Source organism: Stenotrophomonas sp. SMYL11, from assembly GCF_036320005.1.
GTDB lineage: Bacteria > Pseudomonadota > Gammaproteobacteria > Xanthomonadales > Xanthomonadaceae > Stenotrophomonas > Stenotrophomonas maltophilia_A.
Genome location: NZ_JAWIRS010000002.1, coordinates 359384 through 381934 on the forward strand (window position 1 = coordinate 359384; position 22551 = coordinate 381934).

18 protein-coding genes are annotated in these 22551 nt (G+C 66.5%); 8 read left to right on the plus strand and 10 right to left on the minus strand.

Going from position 1 to position 22551, the window contains the following annotated elements:
- The first annotated feature begins 246 nt into the window (after nucleotides 1–246).
- From V3B46_RS05575 to V3B46_RS05595, 5 genes are read left to right on the plus strand one after another with little or no spacing between them, the layout of a single operon-like run.
- On the plus strand, nucleotides 247–756 hold the full coding sequence (locus tag V3B46_RS05575) for an RNA polymerase sigma factor (RefSeq protein WP_029379863.1): 510 nt from the start codon (nucleotides 247–249) through the stop codon (nucleotides 754–756).
- Nucleotides 753–1721, plus strand: a complete 969-nt coding sequence (locus V3B46_RS05580) for a FecR family protein (protein WP_329891333.1) — start codon at nucleotides 753–755, stop codon at nucleotides 1719–1721. Before V3B46_RS05575 ends, V3B46_RS05580 begins: the two co-directional genes overlap by 4 nt.
- A gap of 11 nt (nucleotides 1722–1732) precedes the next feature.
- Entirely contained in the window at nucleotides 1733–4531 is a 2799-nt protein-coding gene (locus V3B46_RS05585) for a TonB-dependent receptor plug domain-containing protein (protein WP_329891334.1), read from the plus strand.
- 46 nt (nucleotides 4532–4577) lie between these two features.
- Entirely contained in the window at nucleotides 4578–5534 is a 957-nt protein-coding gene (locus V3B46_RS05590; protein ID WP_329891335.1) for a hypothetical protein, read from the plus strand.
- Nucleotides 5531–6250 (plus strand): hypothetical protein, encoded by a 720-nt coding sequence (locus V3B46_RS05595; protein ID WP_329891336.1) that lies wholly within the window; start codon nucleotides 5531–5533, stop codon nucleotides 6248–6250. Before V3B46_RS05590 ends, V3B46_RS05595 begins: the two co-directional genes overlap by 4 nt.
- Nucleotides 6251–6333: 83 nt before the next feature.
- Here the strand turns inward: V3B46_RS05595 and V3B46_RS05600 are convergent, their stop codons facing one another.
- The 7 genes from V3B46_RS05600 to murJ all read right to left on the minus strand — a co-directional run bounded on the left by V3B46_RS05600 (nucleotide 6334) and on the right by murJ (nucleotide 16040).
- Nucleotides 6334–6999: a lysoplasmalogenase gene (locus V3B46_RS05600; RefSeq protein ID WP_329891337.1), complete on the minus strand. Its 666-nt coding sequence runs from the start codon at nucleotides 6997–6999 to the stop codon at nucleotides 6334–6336.
- Nucleotides 6996–8879, minus strand: a complete 1884-nt coding sequence (locus V3B46_RS05605; protein WP_329891338.1) for a M61 family metallopeptidase — start codon at nucleotides 8877–8879, stop codon at nucleotides 6996–6998. The genes V3B46_RS05600 and V3B46_RS05605 overlap by 4 nt, the downstream gene beginning before the upstream one ends.
- 202 nt (nucleotides 8880–9081) lie before the next feature.
- Nucleotides 9082–10032, minus strand: coding sequence for a 4-hydroxy-3-methylbut-2-enyl diphosphate reductase (gene ispH / locus V3B46_RS05610; RefSeq protein WP_049424359.1), 951 nt, complete (start codon nucleotides 10030–10032; stop codon nucleotides 9082–9084).
- A gap of 27 nt (nucleotides 10033–10059) precedes the next feature.
- Nucleotides 10060–10584 carry a signal peptidase II gene (gene lspA, locus V3B46_RS05615; protein ID WP_010483311.1) on the minus strand — a complete coding sequence of 175 codons (525 nt, stop codon included), beginning with the start codon at nucleotides 10582–10584 and terminating at the stop codon, nucleotides 10060–10062.
- Nucleotides 10584–13415 (minus strand): isoleucine--tRNA ligase, encoded by a 2832-nt coding sequence (gene ileS, locus V3B46_RS05620; RefSeq protein ID WP_329891339.1) that lies wholly within the window; start codon nucleotides 13413–13415, stop codon nucleotides 10584–10586. The genes lspA and ileS overlap by 1 nt, the downstream gene beginning before the upstream one ends.
- Entirely contained in the window at nucleotides 13412–14359 is a 948-nt protein-coding gene (locus tag V3B46_RS05625; RefSeq protein WP_154262774.1) for a bifunctional riboflavin kinase/FAD synthetase, read from the minus strand. Before V3B46_RS05625 ends, ileS begins: the two co-directional genes overlap by 4 nt.
- Before the next feature lie 76 nt (nucleotides 14360–14435).
- The gene (murJ, locus tag V3B46_RS05630) at nucleotides 14436–16040 is read right to left on the minus strand and encodes a murein biosynthesis integral membrane protein MurJ (RefSeq protein ID WP_329891484.1); all 1605 of its coding nucleotides are present in this window, start codon (nucleotides 16038–16040) and stop codon (nucleotides 14436–14438) included.
- Between the two features lie 117 nt (nucleotides 16041–16157).
- Here murJ and rpsT point away from each other — a divergent pair, with 117 nt between their 5' ends.
- Nucleotides 16158–16427 carry a 30S ribosomal protein S20 gene (rpsT, locus tag V3B46_RS05635; protein ID WP_005408560.1) on the plus strand — a complete coding sequence of 90 codons (270 nt, stop codon included), beginning with the start codon at nucleotides 16158–16160 and terminating at the stop codon, nucleotides 16425–16427.
- Between the two features lie 424 nt (nucleotides 16428–16851).
- On the opposite strand, the gene cgtA is transcribed toward rpsT, so the two are convergent.
- The 3 genes from cgtA to rplU form a co-directional block, all read right to left on the minus strand.
- Nucleotides 16852–17904 (minus strand): Obg family GTPase CgtA, encoded by a 1053-nt coding sequence (cgtA, locus tag V3B46_RS05640; protein ID WP_010483324.1) that lies wholly within the window; start codon nucleotides 17902–17904, stop codon nucleotides 16852–16854.
- A gap of 177 nt (nucleotides 17905–18081) precedes the next feature.
- On the minus strand, nucleotides 18082–18345 hold the full coding sequence (gene rpmA, locus V3B46_RS05645; RefSeq protein WP_005415704.1) for a 50S ribosomal protein L27: 264 nt from the start codon (nucleotides 18343–18345) through the stop codon (nucleotides 18082–18084).
- An 18-nt stretch (nucleotides 18346–18363) separates the two neighbouring features.
- Nucleotides 18364–18672, minus strand: a complete 309-nt coding sequence (rplU, locus tag V3B46_RS05650; RefSeq protein ID WP_005408557.1) for a 50S ribosomal protein L21 — start codon at nucleotides 18670–18672, stop codon at nucleotides 18364–18366.
- A 339-nt stretch (nucleotides 18673–19011) separates the two neighbouring features.
- On the opposite strand from rplU, the gene uvrA reads away from it, so the two are divergent.
- Together uvrA and V3B46_RS05660 are read left to right on the plus strand one after the other, a co-directional pair.
- On the plus strand, nucleotides 19012–22014 hold the full coding sequence (gene uvrA, locus V3B46_RS05655) for an excinuclease ABC subunit UvrA (RefSeq protein WP_329891340.1): 3003 nt from the start codon (nucleotides 19012–19014) through the stop codon (nucleotides 22012–22014).
- A complete protein-coding gene (locus V3B46_RS05660; protein ID WP_108752486.1) occupies nucleotides 22014–22421 on the plus strand; it encodes an acyl-CoA thioesterase in 408 nt (135 codons plus the stop codon). The genes uvrA and V3B46_RS05660 overlap by 1 nt, the downstream gene beginning before the upstream one ends.
- Nucleotides 22422–22551: the final 130 nt, after the last annotated feature.

Sequence of the window (22551 nt, forward strand, 5' to 3'; positions counted from 1 at the left end):
TCTCCACCCGCAACACGCGGGTAGAACGATCAACGCCGCAGCGGGGCGATCTCCCCCAGTGGAACGGATCCTGAAAAATGAATACATTCACAATGAGAATTCGAACGATGCACACTCTTCCCCATCCGGTCATCGTCGCGTAAAACTCGATGACGCATTCGCCACCGACAGTCGAGGCCAGCCCTGTCCACCCCGTCTCCCCTGATCCATCGCGCGCCGGAGCCGCCCGCACCTGCGGATGCCTTCATCGCGTTCGTACGCGAAGAGCGCGCACCGCTGTGCGCGTTCCTGCGCACGCGGGGGGTCGGGCCTGAGGATGCCGAGGATATCGCGCAGGACTGCATGGAGCGGCTGATCCGCTATCGCGCACAAGGCCCGGACGAACTGCGCCTGCTGCTGTATCGTATCGCCCGCAACCGCCTGGCAGACCGCGGCCGCTCACCGCAGTCGCGGCCGCATCTGCCGCTGGCCGAACACGATGGCAGCGACGAACCGTCCAGTTCCTCGCCCGATCCATTGCGCCAGGCCGAGTCAGGGCAGATGCTGTCCCTGCTGCGGCAGGCCCTGTTCAAGCTGCCCGAACGCGCACGCGAGGTCTATCTGCTCAACCGCATCACCGGCATGAGCTACACCCAGATCGCGCGGCATTGTGGAATTACTGCCAAGACCGTGGAAAAACATATCGCCCGGGCCCTGCAGGGCCTGCGTCAGGAGTTGGGATCGGATCCGCTGCACAACGACAGGGACGGCCAATGAGTGGCACCCCGCACAGGGATGATGCACAGCTGTTTGAACGCGCCAGCGCCTGGGTAGCCCGCCTGGAAGCCCCGGACTGCACGTCGGCCGAACGCGAAATGTTCGAGGACTGGCTGGCCGAAGATCCGGCCCACGTCAAAGCCTGGGTGCAGGCCGAAACCCTGTTCCAGCAGGGTGCGGAGCTTGCGGCTGACCCTTGGCTGCGCACCGCCGCCGCACGGGCGGCGCGTCCGCCGCGCCGGCGCTGGTTGCCGGGCGTGGCCGCTGCCGCCGGTGTCTGCATGGCGATCGGCATCGGCTGGATGGTTGCCGTCGACGGCAACCCGACGCCACAGGTCTACGCCAATGATTCGCACCAGCCACAGCAGCAGACGCTGGCCGATGGCAGCGTTGCCATGCTGGATGCCGGCACCACCCTCCGCGCCCGCTTCGGCTGGCGTCATCGTGATCTGGTATTGGAGCGGGGTCGGCTGCAACTGCAGGTCGCACCGTCGAACAAGGCGCTGCAGCTGCACGCCGGCGGCAGTACGATCCGCGACATCGGCACGACCTTCCAGGTGGAACGCCTGCGCGACGGTCTGGTCGAGGTCGCGCTGCTGGAAGGCGCCGTGGAAGTCAGCAACGGTGCAGCGCAGCACACGCTGGCGCCCGGCCAACAGCTGCAGGTATTGCCCTCCGGCCGTATCCAGCCGGGCCCTGCCCTCTCGTCCAACGCAGCCGCTGAAGGCTGGCTGCGCGGGCAACTGGTGTTCGATGCCACGCCACTGTCGATCGTGGTCGAGCGCATGAACCGTTATGGCCGCACGCCGCTGGTGATCGTCGATCCGGAGATCAGCGACCTGGCTGTAAGCGGCACCTTCCGCGCCGGTGATGCACAGGAGCTGCTGTCGGCGCTGGAACTGGGTTGGTCCGTGGCTGGCCAGACGCGTCCGGATGGCGCGCTGGAACTGCGCCGCACCTACTGAGGAGACCGGCAGTGAAGGCAGGTCCGGGTGCGCTGCAGTGGGGGCTGCTCCGCGCCCTGCTATGCCTTGCACTGGGTGTTGCCGCACTACCGCTGGCCGATGCCGGCGAGCCTGCCGGCACGCTGGAGATCGACGTGGGTGCCGGCCCACTGGTGCCGGCACTGCAGCAATGGGCCCGGCAGAGTGGCACCGCCCTGCTGTTCGACGCACGTGAACTGGATGATCTGCGCACCGGCGGCAGCCGTGGCCAACGCGATACCGGGGCCTCCCTGAAGCAGCTGGTCGCCGGCCTGCCGGTGAACATCCTGCGCACTTCATCCGGTGCCTTTGTCGTGCGGCGCGTCCATTCCGAGCCCCCTGCCACGCCGCCGAAAGCAGTCGCAGCCCCGCGCCTGCCGCGCCCGGCTCCCAAGTCCGCCGACACGCCACACCAGGTGGAACTGGCACCCATCCATGTCACCGGCAGCCGGCTGCCGCGCTCTTCGGTGCAGACCACGCTGCCGGTCACCACCATCGATCGCGACGACATCCTGCGCAGCGGTTACGGCAATCTGTTCGACCTGCTGCGGCATCTGCCCGGCATGAACGGCCATCCCGCCATGAGCACCTCGCGCGGCGGCGATTCGCAGTACCTGCCGGTGGGCGCAGCGGCCACCACCAGCCTCGACGGCATGGGCCCGCGGGCGACGCTGTTCCTGGTCAACGGCCGACGCCTGCCGCGCTATCCGATGGTGTCGCTGGAACAGGGTGGGCTCACCGACCTCGGCGGCATTCCGCTGAGCTTCGTCGACCGCATCGAACTGGTGCGCGGTGGTGCCTCGGCCATCTATGGGGCCGACGCCATGTCCGGCGTGGTCAACATCATCCTGCGCGACCAGGCCGATGGGCCCGAAGCCATGCTGCAGACCGGGCTCAGCAGCCGCGGCGATGCGGGCCAGTACCGCCTGCAGGCCGCCACGGGCGGCGCGCGTGGCAACGGGGACCGCTGGTTTGCCGGACTCGATCTGCACCGTGTCGAACATGTCGCCGGTGACCAGCGTGACTGGCACGCGGAAACCTCGCTGTATCCGATCGGCGCGATCTTCGGCAACTGGTACGTGCCCGCCCGGCGCTGCGAGCCGCCCCTGAAGCGGCGCGAGGATGGCTGCTGGTTTGACAGCGCGCGGCCGCGTTCGCTGCAGCCCGCCTCGGATACCGCGTCGGCCTTCCTGCACTACCGGCATGAACGTGGTGAGGGACGCTATGCCTATGTCGAAGCGCGGGCCAGCCACAACCGCCAGCGCTTCGATCTGGGCCCGACCGCCGTTGCGGTGGTCTCGCGCGGAATCACCTTCAACAGTGTGCTGCGTGAGGCCGGCAACGTGCGCCCCAGCGTCCGCGCCACCGATGCCGACCTCACCCTCGGCTTCGGCCGCGACCAGGGCCGGCGCAGCTGGGAGGCGGGCATCAGCGCGCAGCGCAGCGACGTGACCTTGTCCACTGCAGGCACGGTGCGCACGACACGCCTGCTTGAAGCAACGCAGGCGCGCAGGTTCACTCCCGGTTTCGACGCGCCACCGGCGGCCGAGGCGGACACGCTGTTTCCGTCCATCCGCAACCGCGGCAGCACCGCACAATGGCAGGGCTGGTGGGGCGTGCAGCGTGAGCTGATGGCAATGCCCGGCGGCAATGCGCAGCTGGCCACCGGCATCGACCTGCGCCATGAACGCTGGACCTCGCGTCCGGACGCGCTACTGAGCCAGGGCGACCTTGCGCTGGGCCTGCCACAGCAGCGACGCCGCCTGTCGCGACAAAGCAGTGGCATCTACACCGAGCTGGGCCTGCCGCTGGCACCCACGCTGCGCGCGGACCTGGCTGCACGCTGGGACCGCGACGGCGGCTTCATGGCGTTCTCGCCTCGTGCCGGGCTGCGCTGGAGCCCGACGCCGCACTGGTCGTTCCTGCTGGCCAGCGGGCGCGGCTATCGTGCACCGAGCCTGTTCGAGCAACGGCGGCCTCCCGGCTACTTCGGCTCGATCACGCTTCCGGTGTCCAGCACCCTTCCGGAATGTGCGATCGCCACGCGTGGTGGCGGCTGCAGCGTCACGGCCAACGTGGTTGAGAACGATGCACTGAAGGCCGAGCGATCACGCAGCCATTCGCTGGCAGCCACGTGGACGCCCGACGACACGTTCTCGCTGTCGCTGACCCACAACATCGTGGAACTGCGCAACGAGATCCTCGCTTTGCAGCCGAGCGATGCGGTGTGGAACCGCAGCACGTGGGAACTGGATGAAGACGGCCACCTGGGCAGCCTGCGCCTGTCGTTCGACAACATCGGCCGCACCACCTCCCGCAACTGGGTGCTGCGTGGGGAGTACCGAATCGATTCCGGCAGCAACGGCCAATGGTTGTTTTCGCTCGATGCGCTGAAGCAGCAGGAACTGCGTCGCCGCCGTGACCATGAGGCCGCCGTGGACCTGCGTGGCCATGTTACACCCGAGCTGGCTGCGGTGTTGAACGTGCAATGGCAGAACAGCAACTGGGACATCGCGCTGCGCGGCAACCAGATCGGGCGCACGCGTGCCTGGCTGCCAGGGGCGGAGTGCCCGCAGAAGCAGGTCGACCGGAACCACTGCATGAACCCACGCCAGCTGCGCTGGAACCTGCACCTCGCACGCCGGCTGGGGCCGCGCATCGTTGCAGCACTGGACGTGCACAATGTGCTTGATGCGCAACCGGTGAACTATCTGGTCGGCAACGGCGGTCAGATGCCCGGGCTGGACGATCCGCTCGGCCGCTACTACCTGCTTACCCTGCAGTTCCGCTGAAGCGTAGTAATCTACGCGCCCTGTTCCACCGCGGTTCCCTTCCCCCATGAAAGCCTATCTCTGGTTCTGGGGCGCGTTCCTGCTGTTCTTCGCGTTGCCTTTTCCCTGCATTCTCTATTTCGGCACTTCGTGGCCGGTAGCGCTGGTCGACCGCAGCGCACCGTGGCTGGCACTGTTGCTGCTCGCACTGTCGATGGCCCTGTGGCTGACGCTGCTGTTCGCCTTCCTGCACTACCTGTTGCTGGGGCCGCCACGCGCACTGCACCGGGTGCAGTCGATCCTGGCCGATGGTGAACCGCGCAGTGCGCTGATCGAGCAGGGCGAACAAACGGGCGTGCAGGTACGTGGGTTCGCGCAATGGAAACTGCAGTTGTCCTTCAAAAACCTCTCAGGTACGCCGGTCCGCGAACAGATGCTGGTGGTCGACAGCAAACCCCAGCTGCATCGCTTCGAGGTGGGCAGGCACATCGATGCGCGCCTGGGCCGGACACCCGGGGCATTCCCCAACATCGTGCTGGACGGTGCCCAGCCCGAACTGAATGTCGCCAGCCTGTGGCGGCGCGGCATCGGTGCAGCACTCGGCATCGCCACCGTCGCCGCTGCCTATGCGTGGGCCTACCAGCTGCAGAGCGAGGGGCTGGGCTGGACCTTCCTGTCGTTCGGTCACCCGCTGCTGGTGTGCCCGCTGGTGCTGTGTGGCTATGCGCTGGGCCTGCGCCTGCTCGGCCGCCTGCTGCACGCCGATGCCCGCGGCGATGCGCTGAAATATCGCGGCATCGGCGTGGAGGCCAGGGTGTTGAAGGTGCGTCAGACCGGCACCCACCTCAACGAACAGCCGCAGGTGGAGTTCCAGCTGGAATACATCGACCGCGAAGGCAACGTGCAGCAGGCCCGCGTACGCCGCTTCATCCCGCTGATTGAACTGGCCAACATCCCGCGCGAGCACGTGACGCTGCTGTACGACCCGGATGACCGCAGCAACGTGCGCCTGGAGGGAGTATGAAACAGCCGCCCTCAACCCGCACCGTGTTCCTGGTACTGCTGCTGGTTCTGGCGGGCGTGGCCGTTGCCGGCGGCGCCCTGCAGACCATCAGCGAAACGCTGGGGCATTCGGTACAGCCGGACCGGTTGCCCGCGTCCGTCTCGTCACAGTCGCCGCGCGAACAATCCGCATCGCTTGTGCCGTCCCCGGCGCCCGTCCCCGCCGCGAGTACCGCTGCGGCGCCCAAGCGCAACAACCGCCTGTTCGATGCGGACTACCTGCTGGCTGCCCGTCAGGCACTGGAGCAGATGCCAGCGCTGGCCGGCCAGCGGCTGACGGTCTTCCACAGCATCCACTTCTACGACGATGGCCGCATCAACCTCGATCTGGTCGATCCGCGACAGCCGGGCCACGTCGACAGCTATCACTTTGAACGTGGCCAGTGGCGCAAGGGCAATCCGGTGAACCCGCAGCAGTTTGCGCCGACCATCAGCCTGCAGCGCAGCAGCACATCCCTGGCCAGCATCGATTTCGAGGCTGTGCCGCGCGTGGCGCAGGCGCTGCAGGAACAGCGCAATGCGCTGCAGAACCCCGCATCTGAAGTCGGCCACGTCTACGTGATCGTGCGCAAAGCCGGCAAGCTGGTATGGCTGCCGGACGAAGTCGCCGGAGACCGCGAATCCGTGCGCCTGCAGTTCGATGCGCAGGGCACCCTGCGCGGCGTGAGCCGCCGGTAGGCCACACAAAAAAGGGGACGGAGGGGATTAAGTCGTATGTGCCTTGGTGCGGTTTGCGACTTAATCCCCTCCGTCCCCTTTTTCTATTTCACCGAGCGCGCGATGGCGTACTGCGCGCCGTAGTAGGTGGACAACACCAGCAGACTGGCCAACGGCAGGCCATCGGCGAAGCGGTCCCAGGCCAGCAGGGAATCACTGGCCACGAACAGCAATGCACCTGCCGCGGCCCAGCGGGCGCTTCGGGCCTCCACGGCATCGGGCTGCGGGCTGCGCCACTGCCGTGCGAGGGCCAGCACTGCCATCGACGCCAGCACCCCCACGTACGCCAGCACCGGCACGCGCATCGGCGCCGGCAGGTGCGGCCACAGGCCAAGTACATTGAGCACGGCGAACGCCGCCAGCAGGACGCTGGCGGCCAACAGTCCACGCCCGGCACGCAGGCCATCGCGGAAGGCGACGATGTAGCAGATGTGCGCCAGCAGGAACGCGACCAGCCCCGGCACGAACGCATCGATTGGCAACATCAGCGCGATGTCACCCACGCACGACAGCAGCATGCCGGCCAGCACCGCGCGGCGGTAGAACGGTTGCGCCGGATCATGCGCGTGCCAGACGATGGCGGCGATCAGCAGCGTGGTGGCCGGCTTGGCCAGCCAGTGCAGCCAACGCCCATCGCCATGCAGGAATGCACCTACGATGGCAAGGATCGCCATCAACAGGATCACGCCATCGCGAGCGCGCGGTTTCATCGCGCCTTCCACAGGTCCGCCAAGCGGTCAGGCTTGCCGGCAATGCGCTCCAGCACCGGGTACTGCAGGCCACCGTGGTAGGCGATGCTCATCGTTTCGATGCGGTCGAACTGCTTCACCAGCAACACGATCGGCGCCTTGTCCTTCGCTGCTGCAGCCACCGCATCCTTCAAGCGCTGGCTGCTGTATTCACGGCCGCCAACCGCGATCACCTTCATGCCCGGTGCAAGCCCGGCGTTGAAGGCCGGGCTGTCCCAGATCACGTCACCCACCGTGCCGTTGTCGAGCACGGTCGCACCCAGCGAGTACGCCAGCAACGCGGCCTTGGCGCGCTTCTCCTGCGCCTTGTAGGCGTCGTTCGGGGTATCGCGGTAAACCAGCTTCCAGCCTGCCAGTTCCAGGCCCCCGGTCAACGAACCATGGCCGTCCAGGCGCCCGCGCAGGAACGTCGCCCAGTCGTACGGCGCGATGCCGTTCAAGGTCGCGACCACATCGTCGAAGGTGTACGGATTGACGTCCCAATCGCCATTACCGACCCCGAAGAAGGCGCGCGCGAAATCATCCAGGCTGCGCCGGTTGCCACTCAGTTCGCGCAGCTTGCCCTCCACTTCCAGCCACAGCATCTGGCCGCCGGAGTAGTAGTCCTCGCTCATCTGGTAGTTGCGGTAAGGCAGCGTACGGCGCTGGGCGATGGTCGGGTCGTTGGTGGTGTCCTGCAGCGGTCGCCAGGCAAGGCCCGGGCGACCACGGTCATAGGTCGCGGCCACGTTGGCCAGCATGTCGCGCGCCTGCGCCGTCGACCACAGGCCCGAACGCGCCGCCAGCACCTGGCCCCAGAACTGGGTCTGGCCCTCGTACACCCACAGCAGGCTGTCGCCCATCGGCACGTTGAAGTTGGCGGTGGCCAGATCAGCGCCTCGACGGTACTTCCCGTTCCACGAATGGGTGTACTCATGCGGCAGCAGGTCACGCATCCACGCGTTGCTGTCCCACTCGGTGAAGTAACCCGGGTCGGCACTGTTCTCGCTGGAACGGTGATGCTCCAGGCCGATGCCGCCGAGGCGGTCGGTCAACGCCAACAGGAACTCGTAGTGGTTGTAGTGGCGCGCGCCATAGAGCTTGTCGGCCTGCTGCACCAGCGCACGGTGCAGCTTGATCTGTTCGTCGGTCGGCTTCAACGACTTGGCCTCGTCGGCGAACACATTGAGGTGCACCGGCACCTTCGCACCCGGGTCGAGATCGATGCGCTGGTAGTGCTCGCCGGCGAACAACGGCGAATCGACCAGATGGTCATACGAGATCGGCTTGAACACCACGGTGTCACCGTCGCGTCGCGCGGTTTCCAGGGCAGTGGCGAACGACCAGCCCTTGGGCAGGGTCACGCTGGCCTGCGCCTGCAGGTTGCGCGCATCGACGCCGGCCGGATACAGCGAATTGGCGTTCCACTGCAGGTTGAGCATTTCCGGGGTCATCACCACCCGGCCCTGGCTGCCGCCCTGCGAGGACAGGAAATCGAAGTGGGCGACGATCTCGCTCACGCCCTCGGGCACGTTCACCTTGAACGCATAGACGTTGAACTGGTCGCGCTGCCAGGCCAGCGGCTTGCCGTTGGCCGTCACGCGCAGCCCGGCCAGCTTGTCGATCGGGCCGGTGGGCGAATGGTTGCCGGGAATCCACTGCGGGTACAGCAGGGTCATCGGGCCGGGCTTGGCCGGCACGGTGGCGGTCACCTTGAAGATGCGCCGGGCCAGGTCACGCGCGTCCACGTCGATGCGCAGCAGGCCGGGAGCCGCCGCGTTCGCCGGGGGCGAGGTCTGCGCAAGTGCAGGCGTGGCCGCCAGCGCGAACAGCAACGACATCGCCAGGGCTCGGGTCTTCATCGGGCAGGTTCCAACAACGGAGAATCTTCCGATGCTAGGCCTGTAACGTGCCCCGCCCCATGGCCAAAGGTCATGGGCGGTGCGCCCATCCGTGCATGCCCAGAAGCGTGCGAACCAAGGTTCGCACCCACCTTGTGCTGGTTTGCACCCACCACAGCAGTTTCAGTAGATCCACGCCATGCGTGGATGAGGCGCTTCCCGGTCAGTCGACCAGGCGCAGGCGCAGTTCCTTAGGCAGCGCGAACACCATCGATTCCGGTTCGCCGTCCAGCTCGCCCACGCCGCTGGCGCCCAGCTCGGCCAGACGCGCCAGCACGCCATCCACCAGCACCTGCGGCGCCGAGGCACCTGCGGTCACGCCGATGTGCTGCTTGCCAACCACCCACTGCGGGTCGATCTCGTGCGCGCCGTCAATCAGGTACGACTCCACGCCCTCACGACGGGCCAGCTCGCTCAAGCGGTTGGAGTTGGAACTGTTCGGCGAGCCGACCACCAGCACCAGGTCGCAGCGCTTGGCCAGATCGCGCACGGCGTCCTGACGGTTCTGCGTGGCATAGCAGATGTCGTCATTCTTCGGGCCCTGCATCGCCGGGAAACGCTCGCGCAATGCATCGATGATCCCGCGCGTATCGTCCACCGACAGCGTGGTCTGGGTGGTGTAGGCGAAGTTTTCCGGCTGGTTGATGTGCAGCGTGGCGACCTGCTCGACATCCTCCACCAGGTAGATCTGGCCGGTGCCGGCTTCACGGTTCCACTGGCCCATGGTGCCTTCCACTTCCGGGTGGCCGGCGTGGCCGATCAGCACCACGTCACGGCCGGCACGGCAGTGGCGGGCCACTTCGAAGTGGACCTTGGTCACCAGCGGACAGGTGGCGTCGAACACCTTCAGGCCACGACGCTCGGCTTCCTGGCGCACGGCCTGGGACACGCCATGCGCGCTGAAAATGACCGTGTTGTTGTCCGGCACTTCATCGAGTTCCTCGACGAAGATCGCGCCGCGCTGCTTCAGGTCGTCGACCACGAAGCGGTTGTGCACCACTTCATGGCGGACGTAGATGGGCGCGCCCAGCGTTTCGATCGCGCGCTTGACGATCTCGATCGCACGATCGACGCCGGCACAGAATCCACGCGGGTTGGCGAGCAGCACATCCATCAGTTCAGTCTCCCGGCAGCGGCCGGCTTACGGTTTCGGATTGGCATTATCCGCCTTTTTGGCGGACTTGCCGTCGAACAGGCCAAACAGGGCGATGCCGATGGCACCCACCACGATGGCCGAATCGGCGATGTTGAACGAGGGCCAGGTGTAGCTGCCCACGTACCACTGGATGAAGTCGACCACGTGGCCGTGCACCTGGCGGTCGATCACGTTGCCGATCGCGCCGCCGATGATCAGCGCATACGGCACCGCCGCCTTCCAGTTGCCGCGGGCGGTGCCGCGCAGCCACCAGGCCATCAGGCCGCTGATGACGATCGCCAGCACGGTGAAGAAGTGCTTCTGCCAGCCACCGGCGTCGCTCAGGAAACTGAACGCCGCACCGGTGTTGTAGGTGCGGTACCAGTTCCAGAAGCCGTCGATGACCACCACCGGCTGGAACTCCGGCAGGCTCGACAGGACCCAGGCCTTGGACCACTGGTCCAGGCCGATGATGGCCGCCGACAGCAGCAGCCAGACCAGGGCGTTCGGATGCGGACGGGGCGCGGCCATCAGAACCAGCTCCGCACTTCACCGGCACCGGTGATGTTGCTCACGCAGCGGCCGCACAGCTCCGGATGATCGGCATTGCTGCCAACGTCGGCGCGGTGGTGCCAGCAGCGCACGCACTTGGCCTTGGCGGTCGGCTGGGCGCTGACGAACACCTCGTCGGTAGTCGCCGGGCGCACCTGCACGTCACCACTGATGAACAGGAAACGCAGTTCATCGGCCAACGGCTGCCACTTCGCGGCCTGCTCTTCGCTGGCGGCGATGGTGATCTCCGCCTCCAGTGCAGCACCGATCGCGCCGTTGGCACGCATCGGCTCGAGCACCTTGGCCACCTGCTCGCGCACGGCCAGCAGCTGGTCGAAATCAGCGGCGTTGAGCTGGGCATCGGCCGGCAGCGGCGCCAGGCCGTCGTACCAGGTGGTGAACAGCACATGGCCGGCATGCTCGCCCGGCAGATAGCCCCACAGCTCGTCGGCGGTGAAGGTCAGGATCGGCGCCACCCAGCGGGTGAACGCTTCGGCGATGTGGTACATCGCGCTCTGTGCCGAACGGCGACCGTGCGAATCGGTCGGCATCGTGTACAGGCGGTCCTTGGTCACGTCCAGGTACAGCGAGCCCAGGTCCACGCTGCAGAAGTTCAGCAGCAGCTGCACGATCTCGGCCATGTTGTAGCCGTCGTAGGCCGCCTTGATCTTCTCCTGCAGCTCCCATGCGCGATGCACGATCCAGCGGTCCAGCGCGACCATCTGGTCGAGCGGCTGCAGGTGCTGGGCCGGATCGAAACCGTCCAGGTTGCCGAGCAGGAAGCGTGCGGTGTTGCGCAGGCGACGGTAGGCGTCGGCGTTGCGCTTGAGGATCTCCTGCGACAGCGACATCTCGTTGCTGTAGTCGGCCGAGGCGATCCACAGGCGCAGGATGTCCGCGCCCAGCTTGTTCATGATGTCCTGCGGCTCGATGCCGTTGCCCAGCGACTTGGACATCTTGCGGCCGTGCTCGTCCACGGTGAAGCCGTGGGTCAGGCACTGCTTGTACGGGGCACGCTTGTCGATCGCCACGCCGGTCAGCAGCGAAGACTGGAACCAGCCGCGGTGCTGGTCGGAACCTTCCAGGTACAGGTCGGCCGGCTTGCCGAAGCCACGTGCGGCCAGCACGCCTTCATGGGTCACGCCCGAATCGAACCAGACGTCGAGGATGTCGGTGACCTTCTCGTAGTCGGCCGCTTCGGCGCCCAGCAGTTCAGCAGCATCCAGCGAATACCACACGTCGATGCCCTCGGCTTCGACGCGGTCGGCGACCTGCTGCATCAGCTCCACCGAACGCGGGTGGATCTCGCCGGTCTGGCGATGGGTGAACAGTGCGATCGGCACGCCCCAGGTGCGCTGGCGCGAGATGGTCCAGTCCGGGCGACCGTCGACCATGCTCTGGATGCGCGCCTTGCCCCAGGTCGGGAACCAGCCCACGGTGTCGATGGCGGCCAGCGCATCGTTGCGCAGGTTGGCCTTGTCCATCGAGATGAACCACTGCGGGGTGGCGCGGAACACCACCGGCGTCTTGTGGCGCCAGCAGTGCGGGTAGCTGTGGCGGATCGGGTGGAAGGCCAGCAGCGAACCGTTGTCGCGCAGCACGCCGACGATGGCCTCCTGCGCCTTCCACAGGTGCTGGCCAGCCAGCACCACGTCACCGGCCGGCGGGGTCGATTCCAGGTACACGCCACGGCCGTCGATCGGGGTCACCTGGCCGGCGTTGTACTTGTCCAGCAGGCCGTACTTCTGGCTGACCACGAAGTCTTCTTGGCCGTGGCCGGGAGCGGTGTGCACCGCACCGGTACCGTCCTCGTCGGAGACGTGCTCGCCGTTGAGCACCAGGATCTCGCGCTCCGGGTAGAACGGGTGCGCCAGCAGCTGGCTCTCCAGTGCGGCACCGGTGGTTTCACCGTGCAGCACCACTTCGTCCACGCCGTAGCGCTGCAGCGCGCGCTCGGCCAGGGCCGCGGCCAGCACCAGCCAACGGCGCTTGCCGTTGTGCGCCGGGCCTTCGGCCAGCACGTAGCGGATCTCCGCGCCCAGCGACACCGCCAGCGAAGCCGGCAGCGTCCACGGGGTGGTGGTCCAGATCGGCACGGCCACTTCAACGTCGGCCGGCACGCTCACGCCGAACGCCTGGCCGATGGCCTGCGCATCGCGCGCGGCGTAGGCCACGTCGATCGCCGGCGATTCCTTTTCCTGGTATTCGATCTCGGCCTCGGCCAGTGCCGAGCCACAGTCGAAGCACCAGTACACCGGCTTGGCGCCACGCACCAGGTGGCCGTTGGCCACGACCTTGGCCAGCGCGCGGATTTCATTGGCTTCGAAGTCGAAGCTCAGGGTCTTGTACGGGTTGTCCCAGTCGCCGGTCACGCCCAGGCGCTTGAAGTCGACGCGCTGGATGTTGATCTGCTCTTCGGCGAACTCACGGCACTTCTGCCGGAATTCGACGGCGTCGAGCTTGGTGCCGACCTTGCCCCACTTCTTCTCGACCGCGATCTCGATCGGCAGGCCGTGGCAGTCCCAGCCCGGCACGTAGGGCGCATCGAAGCCGGCCAGGTAGCGCGACTTGACGATGATGTCCTTCAGGATCTTGTTGACCGCGTGGCCAAGATGGATGCGGCCGTTGGCGTACGGCGGGCCGTCGTGCAGCACGAACAGCGGGCGGCCGGCGGCGTTGTCGCGCAGCTGCTGGTAGAGCCCCTGCTCTTCCCACCGCGCCAGAATGCCCGGCTCGCGCTTGGGCAGGTCGCCGCGCATCGGGAATTCGGTGGCTGGCAGGTTCAGGGTGGTCTTGTAGTCCTGGCTCACGCAGTGGCTCGCAATCTATGTTCGGAAAGGATGGCGCGCGCCTGTTCGGCATCGCGGTGCATCTGGTCGGTCAGCGCCGCCAGATCATTGAATTTCTCTTCGTCGCGCAGCTTGGCGACGAACTCCACGTCGATGTGGCGCCCGTACAGGTCGCCCTGGAAATCGAACAGGTGCGCTTCCAGCAGCGGCTCCACGCCCTCCACGGTCGGCCGCGTGCCGAAGCTGGACACCGACGGCCACGGCTGGTCGAACACGCCGTGCACCCAGGTCGCGTAGATGCCCGACAGCGCCGGGGTCTTCGGGAACCGCAGGTTGGCGGTGGGGAAGCCCAGCGTGCGGCCGAGCTGGCGCCCGCGCACCACCCGCCCGCTGATCGCGTAGGGACGGCCGAGCAGATCGCCGGCACGGGCGAAATCGCCGTCCTGCAGCAGCTGGCGGATGCGGGTGCTGGAGATGCGCTCGCCATGCAGGTCGACCGCTTCGATCTCGCCGGCGCTGAAGCCGAGCTCGGCGCCGAGCTGCTGCAGCAGGGCCAGGTCGCCGCGGCGGCGGTTGCCGAAGCAGAACTCCGGCCCGATCCAGACCTCACGCGCACTCAGGCGATTGACCAGCAACTGGCGCACGAAGGTCTCGGCCGGCATCGCCGCCATCGCCGCGTCGAAACGCAGCAGGCCGATCGCATCGACACCCAGCTCGCGCAGGATCTCGACCTTGCTGCGCGCCAGGGTCAGCCGCGGCGGCGGCGTGCCCTGGGCGAAGAATTCACGCGGCAGCGGCTCGAACGCCACGGCCACCGCGGCCACGCCCAAGGCGCGCGCGCGGGCAACCGCGTGGCGGACCAGCGCACGATGGCCCAGGTGGAGGCCGTCGAATGCACCGATACAGACCACGCTTCCGTTGGGGAACAGCTCCCCGCCCTCGACGCTTCTGAACAGCCTGCTCATCAACTCTCGTTCCGGCCCGACCGGGGCCGCCGCTTCAAATGGTGTAACCCTGAAGTATAGCCGCCACGGGCCGCGATCAATGCCCACGCAGGTCGCGCGGGCGGAAGCCCATCGCCAGCATGGCCACCGCATAGGTCGCACCACCGCCGCCGACCAGCAGCATCAGGCCACCGATACGGTGCCATTTGTCCATGACGGTGAAGTCGGGAACCCAATGCAGCAGGGCCAACAGCACGCCGACCATGGCCGCACAGGCCAGCAGCAGCCGCACCAGATAGCCGCCCCAGCCCGGCCGGCGCTGGTAGACATCGGTCTTGCCCAGCCAGTACCAGAGCAGGCCCAGGTTCAGGTAACTGGACAGTGCGCTGGCGATGCCCAGCGCCAGGTGCAGGCCCGGCTGCTTGCCGATGGCCACCATCAAGCCCTGCGCCTTCAGCTCGTCCGGCACCATGACCTGGTACAGCACGGCCAGCAGGGCGAAGTTGAACACCATGTTGGCCACCAGCGCGGCCACACCGGCACGGACCGGGGTCTTGGTGTCCTGGCGGGCATAGAACGCCGGCAGCACCACCTTCAGCAGGGCGAATGCCGGCAGGCCGAAACTCAGGCCGTACACCGACAGCGCGGTCATGCGGGTATCGAAGGCGGTGAACTGGCGGTACTGGAACAGAGTGGCGATCAGCGGCTCGGCCAGCAGCAGCAGGGCCAGCATGGCCGGCACCGAGATCAGCAGGGTCATGCGCAGGCCCCAGTCCAGCGAGCGCGAGAAACCCTCGCGGTCGGTGCTGACGTGGTGGCGGGCCAACGCCGGCAGGATCACCGTGCCCAGGGCCACGCCGAACACACCCAGCGGCAGCTCCAGGAAGCGATCGGCCAGCGACAGCCATGACTGCGAGCCGTCGGTCAGCTTGGCCGCGATGAGGGTATCCAGCAGCAGGTTGATCTGCGCCACCGAGGAACCGAACAGGGTCGGCACCATCAGCGTCAGCACCTTGCGCACGCCCGGATGGTTCCAGCCCCAGCGCGGCAGGGTCAGCAGGTTGATGCCCTTCAGCGACGGCAGCTGGAACAGCAGCTGCAGGATGCCGGCGGCGAGTACCGCCCAGCCCAGCGCCAGGATCTGTTTTTCCGGGGTGCCACCGAGCCGCGGCGCCAGCCACAGCGCACCGGCGATCATGCACAGGTTGAGGATGACCGGAGTCAGCGCCGGCATCGCGAAACGCTGGAAGCTGTTCAGCGCGCCACCGGCCAGCGCGGTCAACGAGACGAACAGCAGGAACGGGAAGGTCAGGCGGAACAGGTCGACCAGCAGGGTCTGCTTGACCGGGTCGGTATCAGCACCACTCGAGAATGCGACCGCCAGCTGCGGCGCGAAGATCAGCGCCAGCGCGGTAACCAGCATCAGCACCCCACCCAGGGTACCGGCGGTGCGGGCCATCAGTTCACGCAGCTCGGCATGGCTGCGGGTCTCCTTCACTTCCGTGAACACCGGCACGAAAGCGGTGGCGAAAGAGCCTTCGGCGAACAACCGGCGCAGGAAATTGGGTACCCTGAAGGCAACCCAGAACGCATCGGTAACCGCATTGGTGCCGAACGTGGTGGTGATCACCTGGTCACGGACAAGTCCGAGCACCCGCGAGACCATGGTCATGCTGCTGAACGACAGCAGGCCTCGCAACATCTTCGGTGAACTCACTCAGCGTCCCTCTTGACAATCGACTTGACGTGCATTTCTCGGGCCATCATACTAGCTAGCTTGCTGTTCCCATAACACCGATTTTTTCAGGAAACCACCACCGTGGCCAATATCAAGTCCGCCAAGAAGCGCGCCAAGCAGACCGTCGTGCGCAACGCGCGCAACGTGGCTCAGCGCTCGATGCTGCGCACCGCTGTCAAGAAAGTGATCAAGGCGCTGGACGCCAACGATGCCGCCGGCGCCGAAGCCGCCTTCGCCGTTGCCCAGCCGATCCTGGATCGCTTCAGCGCGCGTGGCCTGATCCACAAGAACAAGGCTGCTCGCCACAAGAGCCGCCTGAACGACCGCATCAAGGCCCTCAAGGCCGCCTGATCCGGCGTTGCCGCCCTGCCCCTTCGGGGTCGGGCAGCAGACAAGAACCCGGCCCCGGCCGGGTTTTTTGTTGCCTGCGATCCGGGGATTGCGACGGTCCGGTGGCGTCGGCTGGTTGCGCCGGCTGGTTGCGCCGACGGGCTGCGTCGACGGGTTGCTTCGACGGGTTGCTTCGACGGGGTAGAGTCGACTGTTAGTCGACTAACGCGCGCAGCGCGGGCTTTACGGGTAGCGCGAAGAGCAGTCGACTAACAGTCGACTCTACCCAGCCGGAGCCCGTCGCCCCAGCGGGAGCCATTGCCCCAGCCGAAGCCCGTCGCCCAAGCCGGCGCCATCGCCTCAGCCAGCCAACCCCATCGCGCAGGCCACAAAAAACCCGGCCGAAGCCGGGTTTCTATCAACGCCAGTCGACTAACAGTCGACTCTACTGCGCGTTGCGGGCTTCCAGCTCGTCTTCCTTCTGGCGATCGAAGAAGGCCATGATCCGGCTCATGATCGGGAAGGTACCTTCGCGGCCAAGTGCGGAAACCAGGAACCACGGCTCCTTCCAGCCCAGCTCGGCGACGATCTGTTCGGCCGCAGCCTTCGCTTCGTCTTCGAACATCAGGTCAGCCTTGTTCAGCACCAGCCAGCGCGGCTTCTGCAGCAGCTCCGGATCATGCTTTTCCAGTTCGCGCTCAATCGCGCGCACCTGCTCGACCGGGGAAATGCCTTCCACGCCGCCTTCCATCGGCGAGATGTCCACCAGGTGCAGCAACAGACGGGTGCGCTGCAGGTGGCGCAGGAACTGCGCACCCAGGCCGGCGCCATCGGCGGCACCTTCGATCAGGCCGGGAATGTCGGCAATCACGAAGCTGCGGTAATTCTCCACCTTCACCACACCCAGGTTCGGGTACAGCGTGGTGAACGGGTAATCGGCCACCTTCGGCGTTGCCGCCGAAACGGCACGGATCAGGGTGCTCTTGCCGGCGTTGGGGAAGCCCAGCAGGCCGACGTCGGCCAGCAGCTTCAGCTCCAGCTTCAGCGTGCGCTCTTCGCCCGGCTCACCCGGCAGCGCCTGGCGCGGCGAGCGGTTGGTCGAGCTCTTGAAGTGCATGTTGCCCAGGCCACCACGACCGCCCTTGGCCACCAGCAGGCGATCGCCGTGCTGGGTCAGGTCGCCGATGACCTCATCGGTGGCGACGTTGATCACCACGGTGCCGACCGGCACGGTGATGGTCAGGTCTTCGCCGCCCTTGCCATAGGCCTGTCGGCCCATGCCGTTCTCGCCACGCTGCGCCTTGAAGATGCGGTCATGGCGGAAGTCGACCAGGGTGTTCAGGTTCTCGTCGGCGCGGATGTACACGCTGCCGCCCGCACCGCCGTCGCCGCCGTCCGGGCCGCCGAGCGGAATGAACTTCTCGCGACGGAAGCCAATACAGCCGTTGCCGCCGTTGCCGGCGAACACTTCGATTTCTGCTTCGTCTACCAGTTTCATTGTTTCGATGCCTGCGATGGGCGCGGCCTGCCTGCCGACGCCTTGAATGTTATGCCAGCCGCTGGCCGGCAACCCGGCCTGGCCGGTCTTGCTTTCACTCTAACGAAAAGCCCCGCCGAAGCGGGGCTCTTCATGCAGCACCCCCATGCCGAGGCACGGGTGCCGGCGATGCCTGGATCAGGCGTCGGCCGAGACGATGCTGACGGTGCGACGCTTCTTGGCGCCCTTGACCGAGAACTCCACCTTGCCGTCCACGAGGGCGAACAGGGTGTGGTCACGGCCCAGGCCAACGCCCGAACCCGGGTGGAACTGGGTGCCGCGCTGACGCACGATGATGTTGCCGGCTTCGATGGCCTGGCCACCGAAGATCTTGACGCCCAGGTACTTCGGGTTGGAGTCGCGACCGTTGCGCGAGGAGCCTACGCCCTTTTTATGTGCCATGACTGCTTCTCCTGATGCTTAGCCGGCGATGCCGGTGATCTCGATTTCGGTGTAGTACTGACGGTGACCCTGACGCTTCATGTGGTGCTTGCGGCGACGGAACTTGATGATCCGGACCTTGTCAGCACGACCCTGGGACAGGACCTTGGCGGTGACGGCAGCGCCCTTCAGCGCATCGCCCAGCTTCACGCCGTCGCTGTCACCCAGCATCAGGATGTTGTCAAACTTGATCTCGCTGCCGACTTCGACTTCGAGCTTTTCAATGCGGAGCTTTTCGCCCTGCGCCACGCGGTATTGCTTACCGCCGGTGACCAGTACTGCGTACATGACCAGGCCTTCCTCTGTAGTTATTGTGGTCTGAGCTGCCGCCATCGAGGGCGGACAGGAGCGGAATTATACGCAGATCAGCGGGCGTGGGTCAAGTCACCCCCTGAACGGCCTGGGGGCCGGGCCCTGTAGAGCCGGGCCATGCTCGGCTGAACGGTCCGGGGTCCCGGCAGCCGAGCGTGGCTCTGCTCTACACAAAGCTGTCGGCCGGTCTCATCAGGTGAGACATCGGGCTGGCATTGTCGCCCATTGCCCCCATCTGGTCACCTCGGTAGGCTGACCGATTGCCGTTCCCTGCTGGCCCGGCACCCAGCCAACGCCCCCACAACCGGATCCCCCATGGCGATGGATTTCATCCGCATCCGCGGCGCGCGGACGCACAATCTGAAGAACCTCGACCTCGACCTGCCCCGCGACAAGCTGATCGTGATCACCGGCCTGTCCGGTTCGGGCAAGTCCTCGCTGGCGTTCGACACCATCTATGCAGAAGGCCAGCGCCGCTACGTCGAGTCGCTGTCGGCCTATGCGCGCCAGTTCCTGAGCGTGATGGAAAAGCCCGACCTGGACCACATCGAAGGCCTGTCACCGGCCATCTCGATCGAGCAGAAGTCGACCTCGCACAACCCGCGTTCGACCGTCGGCACCATCACCGAGATCTACGACTACCTGCGCCTGCTGTACGCCCGCGTCGGCACCCCGCGCTGCCCGGACCACGGCTATCCGCTGGAAGCGCAGACGGTCAGCCAGATGGTCGACCAGGTGCTGACGCTAGACCCGGAACAGCGCTACATGCTGCTGGCGCCGGTCATCCGCGACCGCAAGGGCGAGCACGCACAGGTGTTCGACCAGCTGCGCGCGCAGGGTTTCGTGCGCGTGCGCGTGGACGGCGTGCTGTATGAAATCGATGCGGTGCCGCCGCTGGCGCTGCGCCAGAAGCACACCATCGAGGCGGTGATCGACCGCTTCCGCCCGCGCGAGGACATCAAGCAGCGCCTGGCCGAGAGCTTCGAGACCGCACTGAAGCTGGGCGATGGCATGGCCTCGGTGCAGAGCCTGGACACCGCCGACGCCACGCCGGCGCTGTTCTCCTCCAAGTACTCCTGCCCGGTGTGCGACTACTCGCTGCCGGAGCTGGAACCGCGCCTGTTCTCGTTCAACGCACCGATGGGCGCCTGCCCTGGCTGCGATGGCCTGGGCATCGCCGAGTTCTTCGACCCTTCGCGCGTGGTGGTGCATCCGGAGCTGTCGCTGGCCGCCGGTGCGGTGCGCGGCTGGGACCGCCGCAACGCCTACTATTTCCAGCTGATCGCTTCGCTGGCCAAGCACTACAAGTTCGACGTGGACGCCGCATGGAACTCGCTGCCGGCCAAGGTGCAGCAGGCCGTGCTGTACGGCAGCGGCGACGAAACGATCACCTTCACCTATTTCACCGAAGCCGGCGGCCGCACCCAGCGCAAGCACCGCTTCGAGGGCATCATTCCCAACCTCGAACGCCGCTACAAGGAAACCGAGTCGCCGGCGGTGCGCGAGGAGCTGTCCAAGTACATCAGCGAACAGCCGTGCCCGGAATGCAATGGCGCGCGCCTGAACAAGGCAGCACGCAACGTGTTCGTGGCCGATCGCCCGCTGCCGGAGCTGGTGGTGCTGCCGATCGACGAGGCACTGAAGTTCTTCAGTGAACTGAGCCTGCCGGGCTGGCGTGGCGAGATCGCCGCGAAGATCGTCAAGGAAATCGGCGAACGCCTCGGCTTCCTGGTCGATGTCGGCCTGGATTACCTGACCCTGGAGCGCAAGGCCGACACCCTGTCCGGTGGCGAGGCACAGCGCATCCGCCTGGCCAGCCAGATCGGCGCCGGCCTGGTCGGTGTGATGTACGTGCTCGACGAGCCGTCGATCGGCCTGCACCAGCGCGACAACGAACGCCTGCTCGGTACGCTCACCCGCCTGCGTGACCTGGGCAATACGGTGATCGTGGTCGAACATGACGAGGATGCGATCCGGCTGGCCGACTACGTGCTGGACATCGGCCCGGGTGCGGGCGTGCACGGCGGCGAGATCGTCGGCCAGGGTACCCTGCAGGACATCCTGGAGGCACCGCGCTCGCTGACCGGCCAGTACCTGTCTGGCAAGCGCGCGATCGAGATTCCGGCGCGCCGGCACACGCCGAACCCGAAGATGACCCTGCACCTGCGCGGGGCGACCGGCAACAACCTGAAGGGCGTGGACCTGGCGATTCCGTCGGGCCTGCTGACCTGCGTGACCGGCGTGTCCGGCTCGGGCAAGTCGACCCTGATCAACGACACCCTGTTCTCGCTGGCCGCCAACGAGATCAACGGTGCCTCGCACCCGATCGCTCCCTACAAGGAGATCGATGGCCTGGACCTGTTCGACAAGGTGGTGGACATCGACCAGTCGCCGATCGGCCGCACCCCGCGTTCGAACCCGGCCACCTACACCGGCCTGTTCACGCCGCTGCGCGAACTGTTCGCACAGGTGCCCGAAGCGCGTGCGCGCGGCTATTCGCCAGGCCGCTTCAGCTTCAACGTGCGCGGCGGCCGCTGCGAGGCCTGCCAGGGTGACGGCCTGATCAAGGTCGAGATGCACTTCCTGCCGGACGTGTACGTGCCCTGCGACGTCTGCCATGGCAAGCGCTACAACCGCGAGACGCTGGAGATCCTGTACAAGGGCTTCAACATCAACGACGTGCTGGAAATGACCGTTGAGGATGCACTGAAGCTGTTCGAACCGGTGCCGTCGATCGCACGCAAGCTGGAAACGCTGGTCGACGTCGGCCTGAGCTACATCAAGCTGGGCCAGAGCGCGACCACGCTGTCCGGTGGTGAAGCGCAGCGCGTGAAGCTGTCCAAGGAACTGTCGCGCCGCGATACCGGCCGCACCCTGTACATCCTCGACGAGCCGACCACCGGCCTGCACTTCCACGACATCGAAGCGCTGCTGGGTGTGCTGCACAAGCTGCGCGACGAAGGCAACACGGTGGTGGTGATCGAGCACAACCTGGACGTGATCAAGACTGCCGACTGGATCGTTGACCTGGGCCCGGAAGGCGGCCATCGCGGCGGCACCATCCTGGTCACCGGCACGCCGGAAGACGTGGCGGCCTGCCCGCAGTCGTACACGGGCCAGTTCCTTGCGCGCATGCTGCCGTCCACCCACGCCCGCCCGGAGCAACCGGCCGCGGTCGCCAACAAGCCCGACGCCCGCCCACCGCGCAAGGTGAAGCCCGAGAAGGCCGAGAAGCCGGCGAAGAAGGCCGTGGCTGCCAAGAGCACCGGCAAGACCAGCAAGACCGCCACTGCCAGCAAGAAGAAAAAGGACGCCTGATGAGCAGCGAACACAAGATCCTGGCCCGCATCCCGATCAGCGTGCGCTGGCGCGACATGGACAGCATGGGCCACGTCAACAACGCCAAGTACATTTCCTACCTGGAAGAAGCGCGCGTGCGCTGGATGCTGGGCGTGGACGGCGTGTCGATGACCGACCGCATCGCACCCGTGGTAGCCGCGACCAACGTCAACTACCGGCTGCCGATCGTGTGGCCCAACGACATCCTGGTCGAGCTGTTCGTCGAGCGCCTGGGCAACAGCAGCGTGACCATCGGCCACCGCATCGTCGACCAGCAGGACGAATCGAAGCTCTATTCGGACGGCAACGTGGTGGTGGTGTGGATGGATACGCAGACCGGCAAGAGCGCGCCGCTGCCGGACGCGATCCGCAACGCCTCCAGCTGAAATGCCCTGGCAGGTGCCGACCTTGGTCGGCACGCCCGACCCTGCACCTCGTAGAGTCGAGGGGGGGGGGGGGGGGGGGGGCGGCGCAGTCGAGCCCACGCGAGGCGGGCGCGCCCCGGCGCGAGTCAGG